The sequence below is a fragment of the Sunxiuqinia elliptica genome (genome assembly GCF_900113005.1).
GTDB lineage: Bacteria > Bacteroidota > Bacteroidia > Bacteroidales > Prolixibacteraceae > Sunxiuqinia > Sunxiuqinia elliptica.
Map to the genome: position 1 here is coordinate 181,781 of NZ_FONW01000001.1, position 19,081 is coordinate 200,861.

A 19,081-nucleotide genomic window follows, 5' to 3' on the forward strand; every position below is an offset into this window, starting at 1 on the left:
CAAAGAGTAAAAACATCAGCCCAAAAACTCTTACTCAGTTTCTTAAAATTGATTTTCTAAAATTCGTTATTTTTCTACTTAAAGAGTCTAAATCGTTTAACACCTGATTCAATTGCTCTTCATCCAAAAACTGACGTCTGAAAGCAACATATGCGATATTGGCTGTCTCAAAAACAGAACGTCGTGCCATATTCAAAAAGTTAGCAAAGTCCTTCGCGGAAAAAGAGCCAGAACCTTCAGCAATATTATTAGAAATACTCAATGATGCAGCTCTTAGCTGTTCAGCTACTCTATAATTTCTTGCATCTCCCATCTCTTCTGCCAAATCAAAAAGCTGATCATTTAATGTAATCGCCTCCTTCCAAATATCTAAATCCATAAATCTAAAATGTGCCATAATTAAAACTTTAAGTGTTCATTCAATTTATGAATTTTAGTTTGATTCTCATTTGTTAAACCAGCAACAGCCCCCCTTTGCTCTTTGCCCTATGCACTCTGCACTCTGCACTCCGCTATTTAAAGACAATCTTATCGTTATCGCCAAAAAGCTCGTAGCTGGAAGTGATTACTTTTTCACCGGGCTCAAGGCCTTCCAGGACTTCGTAATATTGCGGGTTTTGCTTGCCAATGCGAATGGGGCGCTTCACTGCTTCAGTTCCGGCTTCATTCAACACAAAGACCCACTGCCCACCGGTGCTTTGAAAGAAGCCTCCACGAGGCAGCAACAAGGCTTTTTCGGCCTGTCCCAATTCCAACTTAATGTGGTAGGTCTGACCCGCCCGAATGTTGTCCGGCTTTTGCCCATCAAACAACAGATCGATTTCAAACTGCCCTTCCCGAACCTCGGGATACACTTTTTTGACATTCAGCTGAAAGTTGGTTCCACTGCGATCGAAAGCAGCCGCCAAATCGCGTCTTACCCGGTCAATGTAATGCTCATCAATGCGGGCCTTCACTTTGTAATTGTCCAGCACATGAATCAAGCCGATGCGCTGTCCCTGCCCAATTGACTGCCCAATTTCGGCATCCAACATGCCCAACTGACCATCAACCGGAGCTTTCACATTCAGGTTGTCCAACCGTTCGCGCACCAACTTCAACATCTGTCTCATTTTTTTGAGGTCAATTTCCAGCGTATTCATCGATGTTACCCGAATCAGAGAATCATTCTTTGCTTTTAATTTATTGATTTCCAGCAATCGGGTTTCAAAATCGAAATCTTCCTGTGCCTGTAAAAAATCTTCCTGTGAGATCAACTCATCATGAAACAGCTTGGTATATTGCTCAAAATGACGCTTTTTACGAATAAGTCGGTATTCATTCTCAAGAATATTGCGTCGCGACTGAATCAACTCGGTCTCAAAGCTAATCTTGGTATTCCGCAGGTAATTCTCTTTCTCAGCCAATGAAGCTTCGCTATTCATGATGGTTTGATAAAGTTGGCTGTTTTCAAGCTTTAGAATAATGTCGCCCTTCTCCACCATCGAGCCTTCTTCAATCAAGCGCTCTTCAACCCGGCCTCCCTCAATCGCATCGAGGTAAATGGTGGTAATTGGTTCAACCTGCCCAATAATGGTGATGTAGTCGTTAAACTGACCATCCACGACCGAGCTGATACTTAATTTATCTTGCTCAGCCCGAAAGACAGACTGATGGTCACCAAATGCAATTTGGTACACCAAAAACAGGAATCCCAGTATCCCTCCTGCCAGGTAAAAGTGCCAGCGTTTCAGCCCTTTTTTCTTCTCTATTACTTTATCCATCGCCATAGCTAAAATTTTATTTCAAGTTTTTTAATTCCAGTTTTCCTTTTCACTCCAAGTCCTTGACAAAAATCATCCCCGATAGCTATCGGGGCGCTTTCCGTTTTCCCGTCTCCCGTTTCCGTTCTCCTCTTGCCTCTTTACCCTCTGCTCTCTGCCCATTGCAATCATTATTCTTCCCAAAAGCGAACGCCTTTGTAGAAGTCTACAACCCGTGCTTTAATTGCCCACTGCAGGCTCGCCAGCAGTCGATTACTCTGCGCTTCGCCCAGACGATTTTTCACAGCCAGCAGCTCAATCACATCGATCAGCCCTTCATCATATTTTCGCTGGGCAACTTGAAAAGCCAGATCATCTGCCTCAACCTGCTTGCCAGTCTGCACAAATTCACGAAAAAGCGCTTGCAACTCCCTGCTGTTATTTAGCAACTCGTAATATACTGTTTGCCGGTATCTATCCACCTGAATCTGCGCCTGCTCTTCGGCCAACTTTGCTTTCCGATATTGACTACGAATCTGGTTTTTAGCAAATACTGGAATTGAGATAGAAGCCCCAACATATTGACTCATGTTGTTATCCAATTGGGTTTTAAACGCAATTGTCTTCCCGTTATCATCCCGATAGGTTTCGTAATAGCCGGTACTGATTGATGCATTTAACTGAACAGTCGGAAAAAACTGACCACGAATAACTGCAGCCTCCTTTGCCGAAGCCTGCAAACGAGCCTCAGCCATCTTTACAAAAGGCGACTGAGTTACAAACGAAGCAAAGAGGGAGTCGTTAGCCAGCAGCATACTGCTTACCAGCTCCGGCTCCTCCGCTTCTATTTGCATTTGTGTCAGCTCTCCTGCAGGCAGATTCATTAACTGTCCCAGCCTTAGGCGTGCTTCTTGTTTTTTGTTTTCAGACTGAATGAGGTTCAGCTTCTCCTTTTCGTAAGTGGCCTGAATTTCGGCAAGATCAGTTCTCGCTTTCAAGCCTGTTTCTATCAATGCTTCTGTTTTCTTCAAGTTGATTTCAGACAAGCGCAATTGCTCCTTCGCAATTTCAATTAACCCGTTGTAGTAGGTTACATCGTAATACGCCATCAATATTTTAAAAGCCAGGTCATCCTGGTTGTTAATCGTTTCCCACTGAGCTGCTTCGCGCCTAAAACGAGAATACGCAATTTGGTTTTGCTGAATGAATCCACGAAATAAAGTCAAACTGGAATTCAGACTATTGGAGTTATTGAACAGCTCGGTATTAACAATATCGTTGGTGCTGGGATCGACCGATCGCCCAAAGTTTAAGCCTGCTGATGAAGAAGCAGAAACAGAAGGAAGTAAGTTTAGTTTAGATTGAAGCTGATCAATCTTTGCGGCTTCTTCTCCCAACTTCAGGTCGTACTGATCCAGGTTGTTTTGCAAGGCATAGTCAATACATTCATTTAAATTCCAGGTTTCTTGCGCCCCCAAAGGAAATCCAATTCCAAGGAGCAGAAACAATAGTAGTCCGTTTTTAATGGTCAATCTTCTCATTCGTATCTAACATCATTTTACATTCACGACACAGATTCTTTTGATCATTTCCAGATCTCAAATCCCAAACACAACGAGTCAATAACCATTACGATGCCAAAACACTAACAATCTCATTTAGAAGCTACTTAATTCAAACTGCACTCATAACCTGTAAAATATATTGACAAAAGAATGTAAAAATATTTGACACATTATTGTACATCCATTGCCGATCTTCTAATTTTAAACAAAAAATGCCTAAAGGGAATATCCTGATCGTTGATGATAACAAAAGCGTATTGAGTGCGTTGGAAATTTTATTGATGCCCGAATTTGATCGGGTTCATTGTTTGTCAAATCCCAACCTGATCACGACCGAGTTGCGCAAAAATTCGTACCAACTGGTTTTGCTTGATATGAATTTCAAAGCTGGCGTAAATACAGGTAACGAGGGAATTTTTTGGCTAAACCAAATCAAGGAGAACCATCCGGAAATTTCAGTGGTGTTAATTACGGCATATGGCGATGTTGAACTGGCGGTAAAAGCCTTAAAGCTAGGGGCAACTGATTTTATATTGAAACCCTGGGACAATACCAAACTGCTGGCCACTATCCGTTCTGCCATCCAGCTAAGCCTATCGCGTGAAGAGGTTAAACACCTTCGCCTAAAAGAAAAAGAACTCAAAAAGGTTATCAACCGCGACGAAAAATTCATTATCGGCTCGTCGCCCGAGCTGATGCACATTTTGAAAATCGTTCGGAAAGTAGCCAAAACCGATACCAACATTCTGATTACCGGAGAAAACGGCACCGGAAAAGAGCTCATCGCTCGGGAAATTCACCGTCTGTCGATGCGGAAAGAAGAAATGCTCGTTGGAGTTGATATGGGGGCTGTTAGCGAATCGCTATTCGAAAGTGAACTGTTTGGCCATGTAAAAGGAGCCTTTACAGATGCCCGCGAAAACCGGGCTGGTAAATTTGAAGTGGCCAATAAAGGCACCCTTTTTCTCGACGAAATAGGCAACCTTTCCTTCCACCTACAAGCCAAACTTCTGGCAGCCATCCAAAACCGGGAAGTTACCCGCATCGGCTCCAACCAGCCTGTTCCTGTGGACATCCGTTTGGTTTGTGCCACCAATAAAAAACTGCCCGAGCTGGTTGAAAAAGGACTTTTCCGTGAAGACCTGCTTTACCGGATTAACACCATTCAAATAGAAGTTCCCCCCTTGCGCGATCGTGGAAATGACATCCTGGTTCTGGCGGATTTCTTTCTGAAAAAATACGCCTACAAATACGATAAAACAGCTTTAAAGCTGAACAACCAAGCTCAGGATAAACTGCTGAAATACCACTGGCCGGGAAACATTCGGGAGTTGGAGCACAGCATTGAGAAAGCAGTTATTTTAAGTGAAAACAATATTCTGAAAGCTGATGACTTTTTTCTAAGGCCGGTTACCGGACACAAAACCGATCCGGATTGCCTTCGATTAGAAGAAATGGAAAAGCGGCTGATTCAAACGGCTCTGGATAAAAACCCCGGAAACGTAAGCGCAGCAGCCGACCAACTCGGGATTACGCGCCAAACACTTTACAACAAAATGAAAAAATTCAGAATCGGATGAGCCACTCTTTCCTTTTCAACATTATCAGCCGGCTCATTCTTATTGTAGCCACTTCGGTCGGCATTGGATGGGCGTTCACCTCGGAACAGCATGCATTTGCCGGTATCGGACTCTGCCTGCTTCTCGTGATCTTAATCAGCAACCTCATTCAATACCAAAACCGGGTCAATGAGCGCATCAGCTATTTTTTTGAGGCCGTTAAAAACGAAGACTTTAGCTTGGCATTTCCTTCACATAAAAACGACCGAATCATTCAAGAGCTCAACCAACACCTGGCCGAGGTAAATGAGCAGATACAACGCATTCAACTAACGCAACACCAGCAGGAACAATATTTCAGGGCACTGATTGAACATGTAGGTACCGGCATCCTAACGTATGACGATCGGGGCTTTGTCATTCATGCCAACCGATCGTTAAAAAACCTGTTTGGGCTGGAGCAATTTACCCATCTTCAGCAACTCGAAAAAGTAGATCACCAACTCGCTCAGCTGCTTCCTCAAATCCATCAGCACGGACAACGGCTTGTTACTTTTAACGGCAAGCAGGGCAAAGTGAATATCTCCATCAAGTCAAGCACCTTCAAAAACAAAGAGAAAAACCTGGTTTTGCTTTCGGTACAGGACATTAACCGAGAGCTGGATGAAAAAGAGCTGGACTCCTGGATGCGCTTGATCCGGGTGCTAACTCACGAAATTATGAACTCCATTGCACCGGTTACCTCACTTTCAGAGAGCTTGAGTAGCTACTTTCAAAAAGAAGGCCAGCCGATTGCTCCCGAACAAATCAATGAAAAAATTATCGGCACCACCATTCGTGGACTCGATATCATCAAGGAACAAGGGCGAGGATTAATTTCTTTTGTTGAATCGTACCGCAAACTCACACGGCTTCCCAATCCAAACAAACAGCCCATTGAAGTAGATGGCCTGTTGCAAAAAATGCACCTGTTGTATAAAGCTCAAAATCAGGATGACAAAATCCACTTGGAGGTAAACACAACCTCAAATGATTTGATTATTCATGCTGATGAAAAAATGATCAACCAAGTCTTGCTAAACTTAGTTAAAAACTCGAGGGAAGCACTTGCTGAAACGGAATCTGGAAAGATCGAGATGTTGGCAGGACGCAATAAGAAAGGACAAATCGAGATTTGTGTCAAAGACAATGGCCCCGGGATTCCAGCTGAGCTTTTGGATGAGATTTTTGTGCCATTTTTCACCACCCGCGAAAACGGAAATGGGATCGGACTCAGCCTGTCCCGGCAAATATTAAGGCTGCACGGAGGCAGCCTTAATGTACGGTCAGTTCCCAATAAGGAAACTGTATTTTGCTTGCTGTTTAATGACTAAGCAACTCCCGGGTCTGGTAGAACAATAGCCAAAACCAGGTAGGCAATTAATACCAACGGATTGAAGAAGCAAAGAACGACAAATCCAATCCGTACAATTACCGGATCCAACTCGGGATTAAAGTATTCGGAGATCCCGGCACAAACTCCGACCAATTTTTTATCGTATGATTTTGTTAAGCGTTTCATGACTTTATTGTTTTCTGTTTAACTGTTTTCTTTCGGCTCGCTCATCAAACTACTAGTCTCCTAATGACATGTTTAAACCGATTTCGCGTACATTGTCGATATCATCAATATCGAAATCACCATAAAAAGAGATTAAAAACTGAAGATCATCATCGGACTCATTTCGAATAAAAACATGGAATTCAGACGCTTTCCGTTTATTCCCCAGCATCCAGACTTCACTTTGATTTTCCGCATCAGCTTTAACAACCCGATCGTATGCCCGAGGGAGTAAGCCCGAAGCTTTGCTGATAAACTCGCTTCCCGTTAAATTCCCTTTCTCAGGATTGTACGATAAAAACCGGATCTCATTCACATCGCCTTTGATGTTTTTCCCTTCTTCATCCAAATTGATATCGAAAAGATCCTGCATACTTTTATTGAAGGAGAAGTAGCTTACACCGGGTTTGTTTCTGAATGCATCAAATACTTTGTCTGACTTACTCTGAGCAGCTGCTGCTCCGGCAACCAATACCAAGGCTACAAGAATAATTATTCGAACTGATTTCATGCGTTTAAATTGTTTAGTTTTCAATGATATTCAAGCAATTGTAATAAATCTGAATCTCTGAGTTTTGAGTTTAGTGTCCTTGCCGAAGGCTGACCCGAAAGCCAACCTCCGAAAACAAAAACACAAGGACACAAAACTTTTATTGTTACGTTTTCAGTATATCTAAATCTAATTACGAAGGGTCTTCTTCCAGACCAAGAGGAGTCATTCTCCAATACTTACCCACCATATCGCCATCCCAGGTATTCGAAACATTTTCGATATCGTAGATAATTTTGATCAGGTCGTCATCCAGATAAACCCGTTTTCCTTCAGGAACTTTAACAGTAATATCAACTTCTTGCTGCAACCAACGGCTTCCCTGCTCCAAGCGATAATAAGGATTGAAGTAAATGGTCGAGTCTTTCACGTCGTAACGGTAAACGATTTCCTCCACATGATCCTTAGCTTCTTCAGAACTGCCTCCCCTTGCTTTCTTTCTGATCAAGATTACAAAGTCATCCGTACTGCTGCTTTCCACATCTAAGCGAGGATTACCCAAAAGAATGGTTTCTCCATTCTCTGAAATAACCTTCATGCGATCCAGATCCATGTAGTCGTAGTAATTTTGGCTATAGTTATCATCTCCTAGTTTCAGGTAAAGTGTTTCGCAATCCTCACAGGAAACCACATTACTTTCGCTAACCGTAGTCTGCTTGCTGTAGTCATCAACCTGCGCCAACGATACCACAATAACTGTAACCAAAGCCACCAACCATACACCTAGTGCTCCTAAGAAAATTAGTTTATTATTGGTTTTGAAACGAAAGACCATTTTGGTACCGACAAACAGAATGCCTAGCAATGGAATTCCGACTAAGAATGCGATAGCTACCAGTAGGATAGTCAAAGAGCCTGCACTAATAAAATAGTTCGCTACACCAGGCACGTGAAACTCAGGGCCTAATCCAGAAAGCCATGGAGCAGCTTCCATGAATGAGTGGCCGACAATCATCGATGTCAAAAATGATAACAAGCCTACGAAACCAAATAGGATTAATCCTACTCCGACAATAACCACGACAACTTTTAAAAGAACTCGCAGAACACTGTAAGTCATTTCGCCAAAACGTCCGACCTGCTCGCGTCCTTTGTTATAGGAATCAGAACTACGAAATTTTTTATAGCTGGCTTTTACCTCGGTTACTTCTTCTTTAATTGACTTTTCAATGTTGGAAACAGTCGCTTCCTGCCCGCGCATCTCCAAGCGTTGAGCGGTTGTTTTTGCCTTTGGAACAGCAATCCACAACAACAGGTATACCGGAATAATTGCACCGCTGGTCAAGAAAATCAGGACAAAGCAAATGATACGAAGAACCACCGGATCAACACCGAAGTAGGCTCCCATTCCGCCGCAAACACCTCCCAATACCCGATGGTCTGGATCACGGTACATGCGTCTTTTTATTTTATTTGTTGCCGTTGAGCCGGCTGCTCCTTCGGTTGCTTTTTCCGTTTCCTCTTCCTCTTCTTCTCCTTCCATAAAGTCTTCTGGTTTACCCATCCGACTGATCACATCATCAACCCACGATTCAAGAATAACATTCTTATCTTCTTTGCTCATCTTTTCACTGAAAAGCTCTGCAATCCGGGTTTCTATATCTTGCAAAATCTCACGTCCCTCTTCGTCCGAACCAAAGTGTGCATTAAGCATTTGCAAGTAGGTCTGCAGCTTTTGATAAGCATCCTCATCAATGTGAAAAACGCTGCCGCTAATATTAATTGTAAATGTCTTTTTCATCTCAGTTTGTTTTTGTGCGTTTGTGCTTTTGTTTTTCTGTATGCTATTTACGACTTGCTTAGCTTAATGGTGTTAACTGCCTCAACCAGTTCATTCCATGACTCTCCCAATCCAACAACAAATTGCTTCCCAACTTCTGTTAATTCATAGTACTTACGAGGAGGTCCCTGGGTTGATTCTTCCCATTTGTATGCCAGCAATCCGGCGTTTTTCAAACGGGTTAACAACGGGTACAAGGTTCCCTCAACGACAATCAGTTTTGAGTTTTTTAACTCATCGATGATGTCACTTGCGTAAAGGGGTTTCCCGTCCAGTACCAGCAGAATGCAGTACTCTAAAACCCCTTTTCGCATTTGTGCTTTTGTATTCTCGATCTTCATGATTTCTCCCTTTCTTGAACATTAGTGATGGAACTTACCGGAACCGACCTGTTGGAATTACATTCTCCAGTATTTATCATCGGTCATCCAGGCCTCCAACTTCATTTCGCGATCAGTCTCCAGGCTAAACCGGTTGCTGAAATGCTTGTCGCTTGACATCCATTCTTCAATTTCCAAGCTCTTTTCAACTTCAGGTTGTGCCATGGTTACAAAAGCGCCAAAATAAACATCATCGGTCATCCAGGCTTCAACTTCCATCGGCTCTTCAACAGCCTCCTCAATGTAAAATGCTGAACTTTCAGCTTTAGCCGGCAGTGCGTTGGATGTTGTGGCGGCATCTGCTTCCAACTCTTCAACCATCAACATCGCCACTTTTCCAAAACTGTTGTTGGTTAATAATTGCTTCCAAAATCCCTGTGCACTAACAGTAAAGCTTATCAATACAAAGCTAACAATAACTGCTGCACTTTTTAACAATACGCGTTCTACTTGATTGCTTTTGTTTCCTGTTTGATTGTTTTGTGTTTTCATGATTTGGGCCTCCTGTCCTTTTGTTTCTGTTTTCTGTTTTCCTAATTGTTTTCTAATTGCTTTGAGAACTTGTTTGTTTCTGTTTTCTGTCTTTAAGACGACTAATTTTTGTTTTCGTTACAAGTTATATAGAACTTTTTTTAAACTACTTCCATTCTTTACCTTGTTTCTTGCTATACAAATATATGAACATTAAATGGAACTATGCAATACAAAGTACCATATATTTTAAAATTTTCTTGAAGAAAAAACACAAAGCTCTAATTGACAGCTATTTAGAAAATCAAAAAAATTAGATTTTTTTTTAGGAATTATAGAAGTTTTATAAAACGGGGGGGAATTATTGTTTAATAGAAAGAAGTTTTAGGCAAAAAGAATTAAAAAAAAATAAGCAACTCCAACAAATTTGACCTATTTATTATCGATTATATCCCCTAAGAGGACTCATCAATTTCAAAGAAACAGCAAAGTCATCGTTAATTTATACCCTATATATTAAAGCTGTCTCCATCTCTTTCTGAAAAGTTCAGTATTTAATAATACCTTATTCACTTCCAATTTATCAAAGCAACGTAAAAAATGACTACCTTTCAATCCATCGACAAACGAATAAACCCCTAGCTAACAAACTATTTAAAATCATTCTATACTTAACTTATACTTTACATTAAATTTAAAACTATCATGTTCCTTTGCATCTCACGTGTATTACAAGACATTTCAACCAAACCCGTTAATAACCTGTTAATAGCAAGTTAATATCTATTATGCAAGATCATTTCTTATATACATGATTTGTAATATCTTGACAAAATTCATTTTCCAAAACTACATTCTATGAAAACACATCTATTGAAATTTGCGTTCCTGGTCGTATTTGGCCTCAGTTCTTTAGTTGCTCTCTCGCAGGGAACGATTAAAGGGAAAATTGTTGATTCGGAAACGAACGAATCCCTAATTGGTGCCAGCATTGTCAAATCAGGGACAACTACGGGTACCGTGACTGGTATGAATGGCGAATTTTCACTCAACCTTGAGGCTGGGAGCCACGCACTCCAAATTTCCTATGTGGGCTACAACACCCAAAAGCTAAATGTGAGCGTTTCAGAAGGCCAAACAATCACTCTAAAAACAATCATGCTTGAAACAAGCTCTATCGCGATTAATGAGTTGGTTGTTGTTGGAAATGGAGTAATTGACATCGCCAAAGACCGAGAAACTCCAGTTGCTGTATCAACAATTAAATTAACCGAACTGCAAACAAAATCAGGAAATCAAGAATTCCCTGAGATCATGAAAAACACACCTTCGGTTTATGTTGCAAGTCAAGCAGGTGGGTATGGGGACTCCAGAATCAACATTCGTGGTTTCTCTCAAGAAAACCTGGCAGTACTTTTCAATGGTCAACCAGTTAATGGTATGGAAGACGGAAAAGTATACTGGTCCAACTGGCAAGGGCTAACAGAAATTGCTAACGCTGTCCAAATTCAACGAGGCCTGGGATCCTCTAAGCTTGCAATTTCTTCAGTTGGTGCTACAATTAACGTAGTAACGAAAGCCACCGATTTAAAAGAAGGAGGAAGAGCCTCTATTCTGATGGGGAACGATGCTTACACAAAATACACTGCATCCTATTCTACTGGGTTAAATGATAAAGGATGGGGTATGAGTATTTTACTTTCACACTGGCAAGGTGATGGATACAACGATGGAAACAAAGGACAAGGTCAAACCTACTTTATCTCTGTTGGATACAAACCATCCAAAAAGCACTCTTTCAATTTCTCTGCAACAGGAGCTCCACAGTGGCACTACCAGAATTACACAAAAACACTCTCGGACTACGACAGAAATGGGGATGGCAAAATCAGCAATAAAGAACAGCGCTTCAATAACAACTGGGGTTATTACAAAGGAGATGTTTATTCGCTGCGTGAAAACTTTTACCACAAACCGGTTGCAAACCTAAACTGGGACTGGACCATCAACAAAACAACTTCACTGTCTACTGTATTATATGCCTCAGTAGGACAAGGAGGAGGAACTGGTGGTTATGGCTCTGGTCGGGACTACTATATTTATGATAGCAATGGACAACTTGATTTTGATCAAATTGAAGCCAATAACAAAGCAATCGACAGCTCAGGTGAAGACTTCAATATCCCTGGAAAAACAATTGGTAAATACGGAACCGGAGCGATAAGAAGAGCATCGATGAACATGCACCGCTGGTTGGGAGCAGTTACAAACTTCAATCACGAAATCAACGAAAACTTCTCTTACAACGTTGGAGCAGATTTCAGAACTTATTTTGGAGAACACTTCAGAGTTGTTGATAATCTATGGGGATTAGATGGCTACTGGGATGATAACTACAATGGAGCAGGATTTCAGGAAATGTTCCCAGGAGGACGTGTTTATACCCAACAACACGAAGCTAGTCCATACATGTTCTGGACCAATAGAAACGACGTTCTTGATGACAAATTAGACTACCACAACAATGAACGAATCTCATACTCAGGCATTTTTGGTCAATTAGAATACAAAAATGAAGTGGTATCTGCTTTTATTCAAGGAGCACTCTCAACTCAAAGCTACCAACGTTTTGACTACCACTCTTATTCGAACCCTGACGATCAAATTTCTGAAAAACTACATCACGAAGGATTCAACATTAAAGCTGGTGGAAACTACAACATCAACGAACAACACAACGTATTCTTCAATACAGGTTACTATTCACGTCAACCATTCTTCGATGATTTATTCCTGAACTACTTAAATGACGTTAACGAAGATGTAGGCAATGAGGGAATTCTAGGACTAGAAGCAGGATATGGTTTCCGTAGCAGATCTTTGGACGTTGATGTCAACGCTTATTACACCAAATGGAGCGATCGTCAAATTCGCCAGTCAGGAGACTTTGACAATGATGGTGAGCGCGATGATGTTGCGCTATTTGAAAATGTAGCTGAGAAACACATTGGACTTGAAGTTGAACTCGAATCTAGAATAACAAACAACCTTACTTTAAGAGGTTTTGCCTCAATTGGAGATTGGGAGTATGCAGGTGATGTAAATGCCAATATCTGGGATGAGAACCGAAACCCAATTGGAAGTGGCTCAAGCACACTATTCCTTGATGGCGTTAAAGTAGGAGATGCTGCTCAAACTTCATTTGGACTATTAGCTGATTACAAAATAGCCAAAGGTCTTTCTGTTGATGCAGATTACCGCAACTACAGCAACCTTTATGCAAGTATTGATCCTGAGTCTTTTGACACAAAGGGCCATGAAGGTTCTCTTGAGTTACCTTCTTTCGGACTGCTTGATGCAGGTGCTTCTTACCGGTGGTACATGAAGAACAACAGTGTGTTGAAATTCAGAATTAATGTTAACAACGTTTTGGACAAACAATTCATCACACAATCAGACACAAACATCCACCCTACAAGCGGAGACGCAGAATGGGAAGGTGTTAATATGAAAAACAAAGTGTACTTTGGAAATGGAACAACCTGGAATGCTTCTGTTAGCTTAAGCTTCTAAGACATTGACCATATCGATAAAAAATGCCGCTAAATGCGGCATTTTTTATTTTCCACATTCTCCTAAAATCGACCTCTTTGCTCTGCCTACTCGTATTCAGATAATTTATATCTTCATTTACTAAACAACCTGCTGAAAATGATATTTAAAACCCGACAAACCAGTTCAACTAGTAAGCACATGCACAAATGGCTATTCATCCTCCTTACCCTTTTCGCATTCACTAAGTCACATGCTCAGCCTGTGGGCTATTACAATAATGTGGAAGGAAAAAGCGGAGACGAACTAAAAACGATTCTAAATGAATTGATCGACAACCACGTTGACTTCTCCTATTCATTTACAAAAAACATTATCAATTATGCTGATGCCGATCCGAATAATCCCGATAATGTCATCCTGTTCTATTTACAGGAATCGCGCGATGCCAGCCAATACGGAACCGGTGGTGACAACATCAACCGCGAACATGTTTGGGCAAAATCTCACGGCACTTTCTCCGGTATCCGCCCAATGGATAGTGATGCGCATAACCTGCACCCAGCTGACGCCTCGGTGAATGAAGATCGCGGAAACAAAGATTTTGACAACATTCAACCCAAAGGAAGCCAACACCCGGAAGCGATTTATTGCTACTTTACCGATTCGACCTGGGAACCCGGACCAGCAACCAAAGGTCAGGTTGCCCGAACACTTTTTTACATGGCCACCCGTTACGAAGGCACCAACGAAGAAATGGACCTGGAACTGGCTCGCTACAACAACACCTATCCGAAGCCATTACATGGCAACCTGGACGCCCTACTTGAGTGGAACCGACAATATCCGCCTTCTGAATTGGAACGCCGACGCAACGAACGCATCTATGAATCACAACAAAACCGCAATCCTTTTGTCGATCATCCCGAGTTTGCCGATTTCATCTGGGGAGAAAAAACACCCACAGGGATTCAGTTCTCCAACTTCCAAATGACACCCCAGTTCCCGAAACCAGGTGAAGCCATCAATCTCGCCATAACAGCAGAAGGAGAATCTAACATTAATGAGCTGCAGCTCACCTGGGGAGCCTCCTATCAATCCAGCGATAACCAAGCCACCATGCAAGCCAATGGCAGCACCTATTCGGCAGAATTTGCCCCAGCAGGAATGCAGGCGGGTGATTGGTTACACTTAACAGCACGTGCAGTAACTGCTGACTCCACCTACCTTTGGACAGCCAGCTACCGTTATCCCGAAACAACACCGCTGGAAACAATCACTTCCATTCCTGATGTGCAGGGCACCGGAGACCAAAGTCCCCAAACAGGACAAACGGTCACCATCGCGGGCCGGGTAACCGCGAATTTTGACTACGCCTTTTACCTTCAAACCAACGAAGAAACCCATGCGGGGATCAATGTCTACAACACTCTTTACCGCGGACAAGTAGGCGACAGCCTTATTGTTAGAGGAACCATTGATGAGTACAACCAATTAACCGAGTTATTGGATGTTGAGTACATTTATAATTTCGGGAATAACGAAGCGATAACTCCCAAAACAATCACAACAGCAGATTTTAGTGAAGCCTATGAAGGCATGCTGGTCAGTGTTCACGGAGCCTCATTTTTTCGAGAAGCCGGTCAAACCATTCCCAACGAAGAGGCATCATTTACCATCACTGATGCCGATGGAGCAGCCACCGTTTACTTCTCGAACGACTCGCGCCTTGCCGGAGAAACACTGCCTAACGGCTACCTCAACATCACTGGCATCCTGAGTCAATACAAGGATACCTACCAATTGATCCCTCGCAACAAATCTGATATCGATCTATTAACCAATGCGCCTGATTTAAAACAACCAACAAGCTTTGCTGAAATCTATCCAAATCCAGCCAGCAATTACCTATACATTAAAACCAAGCGGCAAATCAAAGAATTAAAACTATACAACCTCAACGGCCAATTAATAAGAAGCCAAACAGGCAACAAAAAGCAACTACAAGTTACCGATTTAGCTCCGGGAGTTTACTTACTGGAACTGCGATCGAACAATGATCAGTTAAGCCGGCATAAGTTTATTCGGACGGTAGAGTAGAGCTTTATGCCAGTTTGCAACACTCCGACTTTGACTAAAACACCCAAAATCGCTGGTGCTAAATGTGGGATTTTAAAAGCAATTTGTAGAAAGAAAATAAGATCTACCTCGAAATAGTAAGCCACGAAAGACAGGCGGATTGCCTGTCTTTTTGCGTTTTCAACAGCAGGCATTTCGCTATAAAAAGTTGACTACCTATTTTTTGGAGTTCTTTTTTTCTTGTTTTTCAGAAATATTTTTAGGATTTTTGCGTACCTACCAGTACCAACCGGTTAGGTTAAATTTTTAGCATTAAAAATAGAGCGGTTGCAAGTTCCTTTCCTGGCTTTATCATTCAGGCAGGTATGAGCTATCCTAGAAATAAACAATTTAAACCAATGAAAAGCTACTACTCATTTGCTTCAATTTTACTCATGCTTGTTGGCATAGCATGCACCAGTAAATACGAAGATGTTCCCTTTCAGGAACCCAATCCAAAACCATGGGAAGATCCCCAAATTATACACATCAACAAAGAAGCACCACGTGCACACTACATTCCCTATGCTACCGAAGAGGAAGCAATAGCCGATGAAATTTGGGAGTCACCATTTATTCAAACACTAAACGGTACTTGGCAATTTCACTTAGCTCAAAATCCAAAAGAACGCCCTTTCTGGTTCTTCAAAGATGATTATGACACCAAAGATTGGGATGAAATTGAAGTTCCTTCAAATTGGGAAATGAAAGGTTTTGACTACCCCATCTACACAAACGTCAAGTATCCACACTCAACAACACCTCCACTTATTCAGGGGGATTACAACCCCGTAGGATCTTACAAACGAACGTTTGAAATTCCTGCTGCTTGGAGCAAAAAAGAAATTATCCTTCATTTTGGAGCAGCCAGTTCAATGCTCAATGTATGGGTTAACGAACAGTTCGTAGGCTACAGCGAAGACAGCAAAACACCTGCAGAATTCAACATCACCCCTTATTTGAAAAGTGGAAAGAATACCTTGGCCGTTGAGATTTTCCGTTGGAGCGATGCCAGCTACCTCGAAGATCAGGATTTCTGGCGCATGAGCGGAATGACCCGTGACGTCTTTTTAATGGCTCGTCATGATCAAAAAATACAAGACTTCACCGTTCACTCCAACTTGGATGAAAACTACCAAAACGGACAATTCAAACTGGAAGTGGAACTACAAAGCACAGGCGATACACAGCAGCCAGTTGTTCTTGAGGCTGAACTTCGGGATGGCAAGCAATCCGTTAAGTCATTCAAACAAGAGCTTGACTTAAAACCAGGTTTAAAAAGCATTCCATTTGAAACACAAATTACTAATGTGAAGAAATGGTCTGCCGAGCAACCCAACTTATACCTGCTGCTACTTACCTTAAAAGATGCCGATGGGAAAACATTGGAAGTTATCCGGCAAGATGTTGGGTTCCGCACCGTGGAAATCAAAAACGCCCAACTGCTGGTCAACGGAAAACCCATTTATATGAAAGGGGTTAATCTTCACGAACACCACGATGTTAATGGCCATGTTGTTGACAAAGCAACCATGCTGAAAGACATTGAAGTGATGAAGACTCACAATATTAATACGGTTCGTACTTCACACTACCCACAACCCGAACTGTGGTACAAACTCTGTAACCAATACGGCTTATACCTGATTAATGAAGCGAACATTGAGTCGCACGGAATGGGCTATGGCGAAGAATCACTGGCGAAAGATCCGGTATGGGGCAAAGCTCACATGGATCGTACCATCAACATGTACGAACGGGATAAGAACCAACCAGCTGTAGTGATTTGGTCACTGGGGAATGAAGCTGGTAACGGTGTCAACTTCAAAGAAACCTACAAATACCTGAAGAAAGTTGACCAAACTCGACCCGTTCAATATGAGCGTGCTGAACAAGGAGAAAATACAGATATCGTCTGCCCCATGTATGCTCCGATCCAACACATGGTAAACTATGCCAAATCAAATCCAGAAAGGCCATACATCCAATGCGAATACGCCCATGCCATGGGTAACAGTGTTGGTAACTTGCAAGATTACTGGGATGTTATCGAGACCTATGATGTACTTCAAGGAGGCTGTATTTGGGATTGGGTTGACCAAGGACTGTTAACCACCAATGAGCAAGGTGAAGAATTTTGGGCCTATGGTGGCGACTTCGGACCAGACACTGTTCCTTCTGATGGCAACTTCTGTCTCAATGGATTGGTTGATCCAGATCGCGGAGTAAAACCTCACCTGCTAGAGGTAAAAAAGGTATATCAAAATGTTGGGTTCAAAGCCAAAAACCTGAAGAAAGGATTGGTTGAGATCACCAATAAATACACATTCAATAACCTGAGTGAGCTGGCAATCAGCTGGAACATCACAGCCGACGGCAAGGTCATTAAGCAAGGAGAACTGAAAAACTTTGAATTGACTCCAGGAGCAAGTAAAACTGTCAGCTTGGATTACTCAATTAATCCAGAGCCAGGCACTGAATATTTCCTGAACTTCTCAGCAAAAACAAAAGCGGCTAAAAATTTGGTTCCTGCGAACTATGAATTAGCTGCAGAACAAATGGAGCTGCCTTTCTTCAAACCAGGAAATAAAGAAGCAATCTCTGGTTTCCCAGCAATTGAACCCAATGAGACCGCTGATGCAATTTCAGTTAAAGGTGAAGGTTTCAGCCTGACCTTTGACAAGAAAGCGGGTGTCATGAGCAGCTTCAAAAGCAACAATACCGAACTGATCAAAGAAGGCCTTATCCCGAATTTCTGGCGAGCCCCAATTGATAATGACTATGGAAACAACCTGCATAAACGCAGTCGTGTCTGGCGTAAAGCTGGCGAAAACAGAGAAGTTACAGCCATCAAACTAACAACGATTTCAAAACAGCAAGCAAAAGTTGCCATTCAATTTAAGCTGAAAGACTCAGATGGCAACGCGATTGCAAACTATGAGTCAGTCTACACCATCTACGGAAGTGGCGATGTTGTTGTTGACAACCAATTTAAGATGACAAAAGACGATCTTCCCGAAATCGTTCGCATGGGAATGAACCTGCAAATGCCTCGCCAGTTCGACCAAATGAGCTGGTTTGGACGCGGACCTCAGGAATCTTACGCTGACCGAAAAACAGCTGCCTTCGTTGGCCTGTACTCCGGATCGGTAGCCGACCAATACTGGGCCTACTTACGTCCACAGGAAAACGGAAATAAAACTGATGTTCGCTGGATGACCATTACAAATCAATCCGGAGAAGGCCTGTTGTTTGTCGGCGAACCTTTGTTATCGGTAAGCGCGCACCACAACATCATGGAAGATTTTGAATCGCCAGCAAAGACAGATGGCGTCTTGAGAGATGGCAAAAAACCTCTTCGTCGTCACACAACCGACGTGAAGCCAAGAGAGCTTACATCAGTCAACATCGACTACAAACAAATGGGAGTTGGTGGTGACAACAGTTGGGGAGCATGGACACATGAACAATACCGATTAACTGAAAAAAGTTACAGCTATTCGTTTAGAATGCGCCCATTGACTTCGGAAATCGATCCGGTTGTCAATGCAAAATTGAAACTCAATTAATACTATTTATTCCTCTCCTACGAGGCAAGGCCCTGACTAACGAAGATTTAGTCGGGGCCTTTTTTGTCAGCCTCAACAGGAATTAAGCTTAAAAAACAGAGCTGACCTTTTCAAAATCAAAACATTTCAAGTTTCTGATACGTTTTTTTAGAGGAATTCGTAATTTTGCGCCCATTATTCTGAAAAAAGGAGTAT

Annotated in this window: 13 protein-coding genes; 5 read left to right on the top strand and 8 right to left on the bottom strand. The window is 42.2% G+C overall.

Annotated features, from left to right (window positions below; all coding sequences use genetic code 11):
- Window positions 1–34: 34 nt before the first annotated feature.
- From BM156_RS00625 to BM156_RS00635, 3 genes are all read right to left on the bottom strand, one after another.
- A complete protein-coding gene (locus tag BM156_RS00625; protein WP_093917883.1) occupies window positions 35–397 on the bottom strand; it encodes a four helix bundle protein in 363 nt (120 codons plus the stop codon).
- A gap of 115 nt (window positions 398–512) precedes the next feature.
- A complete protein-coding gene (locus tag BM156_RS00630; protein WP_093918654.1) occupies window positions 513–1,763 on the bottom strand; it encodes an efflux RND transporter periplasmic adaptor subunit in 1,251 nt (416 codons plus the stop codon).
- 170 nt (window positions 1,764–1,933) lie between these two features.
- Window positions 1,934–3,283 carry a TolC family protein gene (locus BM156_RS00635; RefSeq protein ID WP_093917884.1) on the bottom strand — a complete coding sequence of 450 codons (1,350 nt, stop codon included), beginning with the start codon at window positions 3,281–3,283 and terminating at the stop codon, window positions 1,934–1,936.
- Window positions 3,284–3,519: 236 nt separating this feature from the next.
- Between BM156_RS00635 and BM156_RS00640 the strand changes: the two genes are divergently transcribed.
- Window positions 3,520–4,887, top strand: coding sequence for a sigma-54-dependent transcriptional regulator (locus BM156_RS00640; RefSeq protein ID WP_093917885.1), 1,368 nt, complete (start codon window positions 3,520–3,522; stop codon window positions 4,885–4,887).
- Window positions 4,884–6,239: a sensor histidine kinase gene (locus tag BM156_RS00645; protein ID WP_093917886.1), complete on the top strand. Its 1,356-nt coding sequence runs from the start codon at window positions 4,884–4,886 to the stop codon at window positions 6,237–6,239. Before BM156_RS00640 ends, BM156_RS00645 begins: the two co-directional genes overlap by 4 nt.
- Here BM156_RS00645 and BM156_RS00650 read toward each other — a convergent pair.
- From BM156_RS00650 to BM156_RS00670, 5 genes are all read right to left on the bottom strand, one after another.
- Complete coding sequence (locus tag BM156_RS00650) at window positions 6,236–6,427, bottom strand: PspC domain-containing protein (protein WP_093917887.1); 192 nt, start codon at window positions 6,425–6,427, stop codon at window positions 6,236–6,238. The two genes, BM156_RS00645 and BM156_RS00650, sit on opposite strands and share 4 nt — an antisense overlap.
- Window positions 6,428–6,479: 52 nt before the next feature.
- The gene (locus tag BM156_RS00655; RefSeq protein WP_093917888.1) at window positions 6,480–6,977 is read right to left on the bottom strand and encodes a DUF4252 domain-containing protein; all 498 of its coding nucleotides are present in this window, start codon (window positions 6,975–6,977) and stop codon (window positions 6,480–6,482) included.
- 172 nt (window positions 6,978–7,149) lie between these two features.
- On the bottom strand, window positions 7,150–8,757 hold the full coding sequence (locus BM156_RS00660) for a PspC domain-containing protein (protein ID WP_093917889.1): 1,608 nt from the start codon (window positions 8,755–8,757) through the stop codon (window positions 7,150–7,152).
- 47 nt (window positions 8,758–8,804) lie between these two features.
- Window positions 8,805–9,137, bottom strand: coding sequence for a PadR family transcriptional regulator (locus BM156_RS00665; RefSeq protein WP_093917890.1), 333 nt, complete (start codon window positions 9,135–9,137; stop codon window positions 8,805–8,807).
- 57 nt (window positions 9,138–9,194) lie between these two features.
- On the bottom strand, window positions 9,195–9,668 hold the full coding sequence (locus BM156_RS00670) for a hypothetical protein (RefSeq protein WP_093917891.1): 474 nt from the start codon (window positions 9,666–9,668) through the stop codon (window positions 9,195–9,197).
- A gap of 837 nt (window positions 9,669–10,505) precedes the next feature.
- Here BM156_RS00670 and BM156_RS00675 point away from each other — a divergent pair.
- The 3 genes from BM156_RS00675 (at window position 10,506) to BM156_RS00685 (ending at window position 18,886) form a co-directional block, all read left to right on the top strand.
- Window positions 10,506–13,220: a TonB-dependent receptor gene (locus BM156_RS00675; protein ID WP_093917892.1), complete on the top strand. Its 2,715-nt coding sequence runs from the start codon at window positions 10,506–10,508 to the stop codon at window positions 13,218–13,220.
- A 138-nt stretch (window positions 13,221–13,358) separates the two neighbouring features.
- A complete protein-coding gene (locus BM156_RS00680; RefSeq protein WP_093917893.1) occupies window positions 13,359–15,299 on the top strand; it encodes an endonuclease in 1,941 nt (646 codons plus the stop codon).
- Between the two features lie 377 nt (window positions 15,300–15,676).
- A complete protein-coding gene (locus BM156_RS00685; protein ID WP_093917894.1) occupies window positions 15,677–18,886 on the top strand; it encodes a beta-galactosidase, LacZ type in 3,210 nt (1,069 codons plus the stop codon).
- Window positions 18,887–19,081 lie beyond the last annotated feature (195 nt).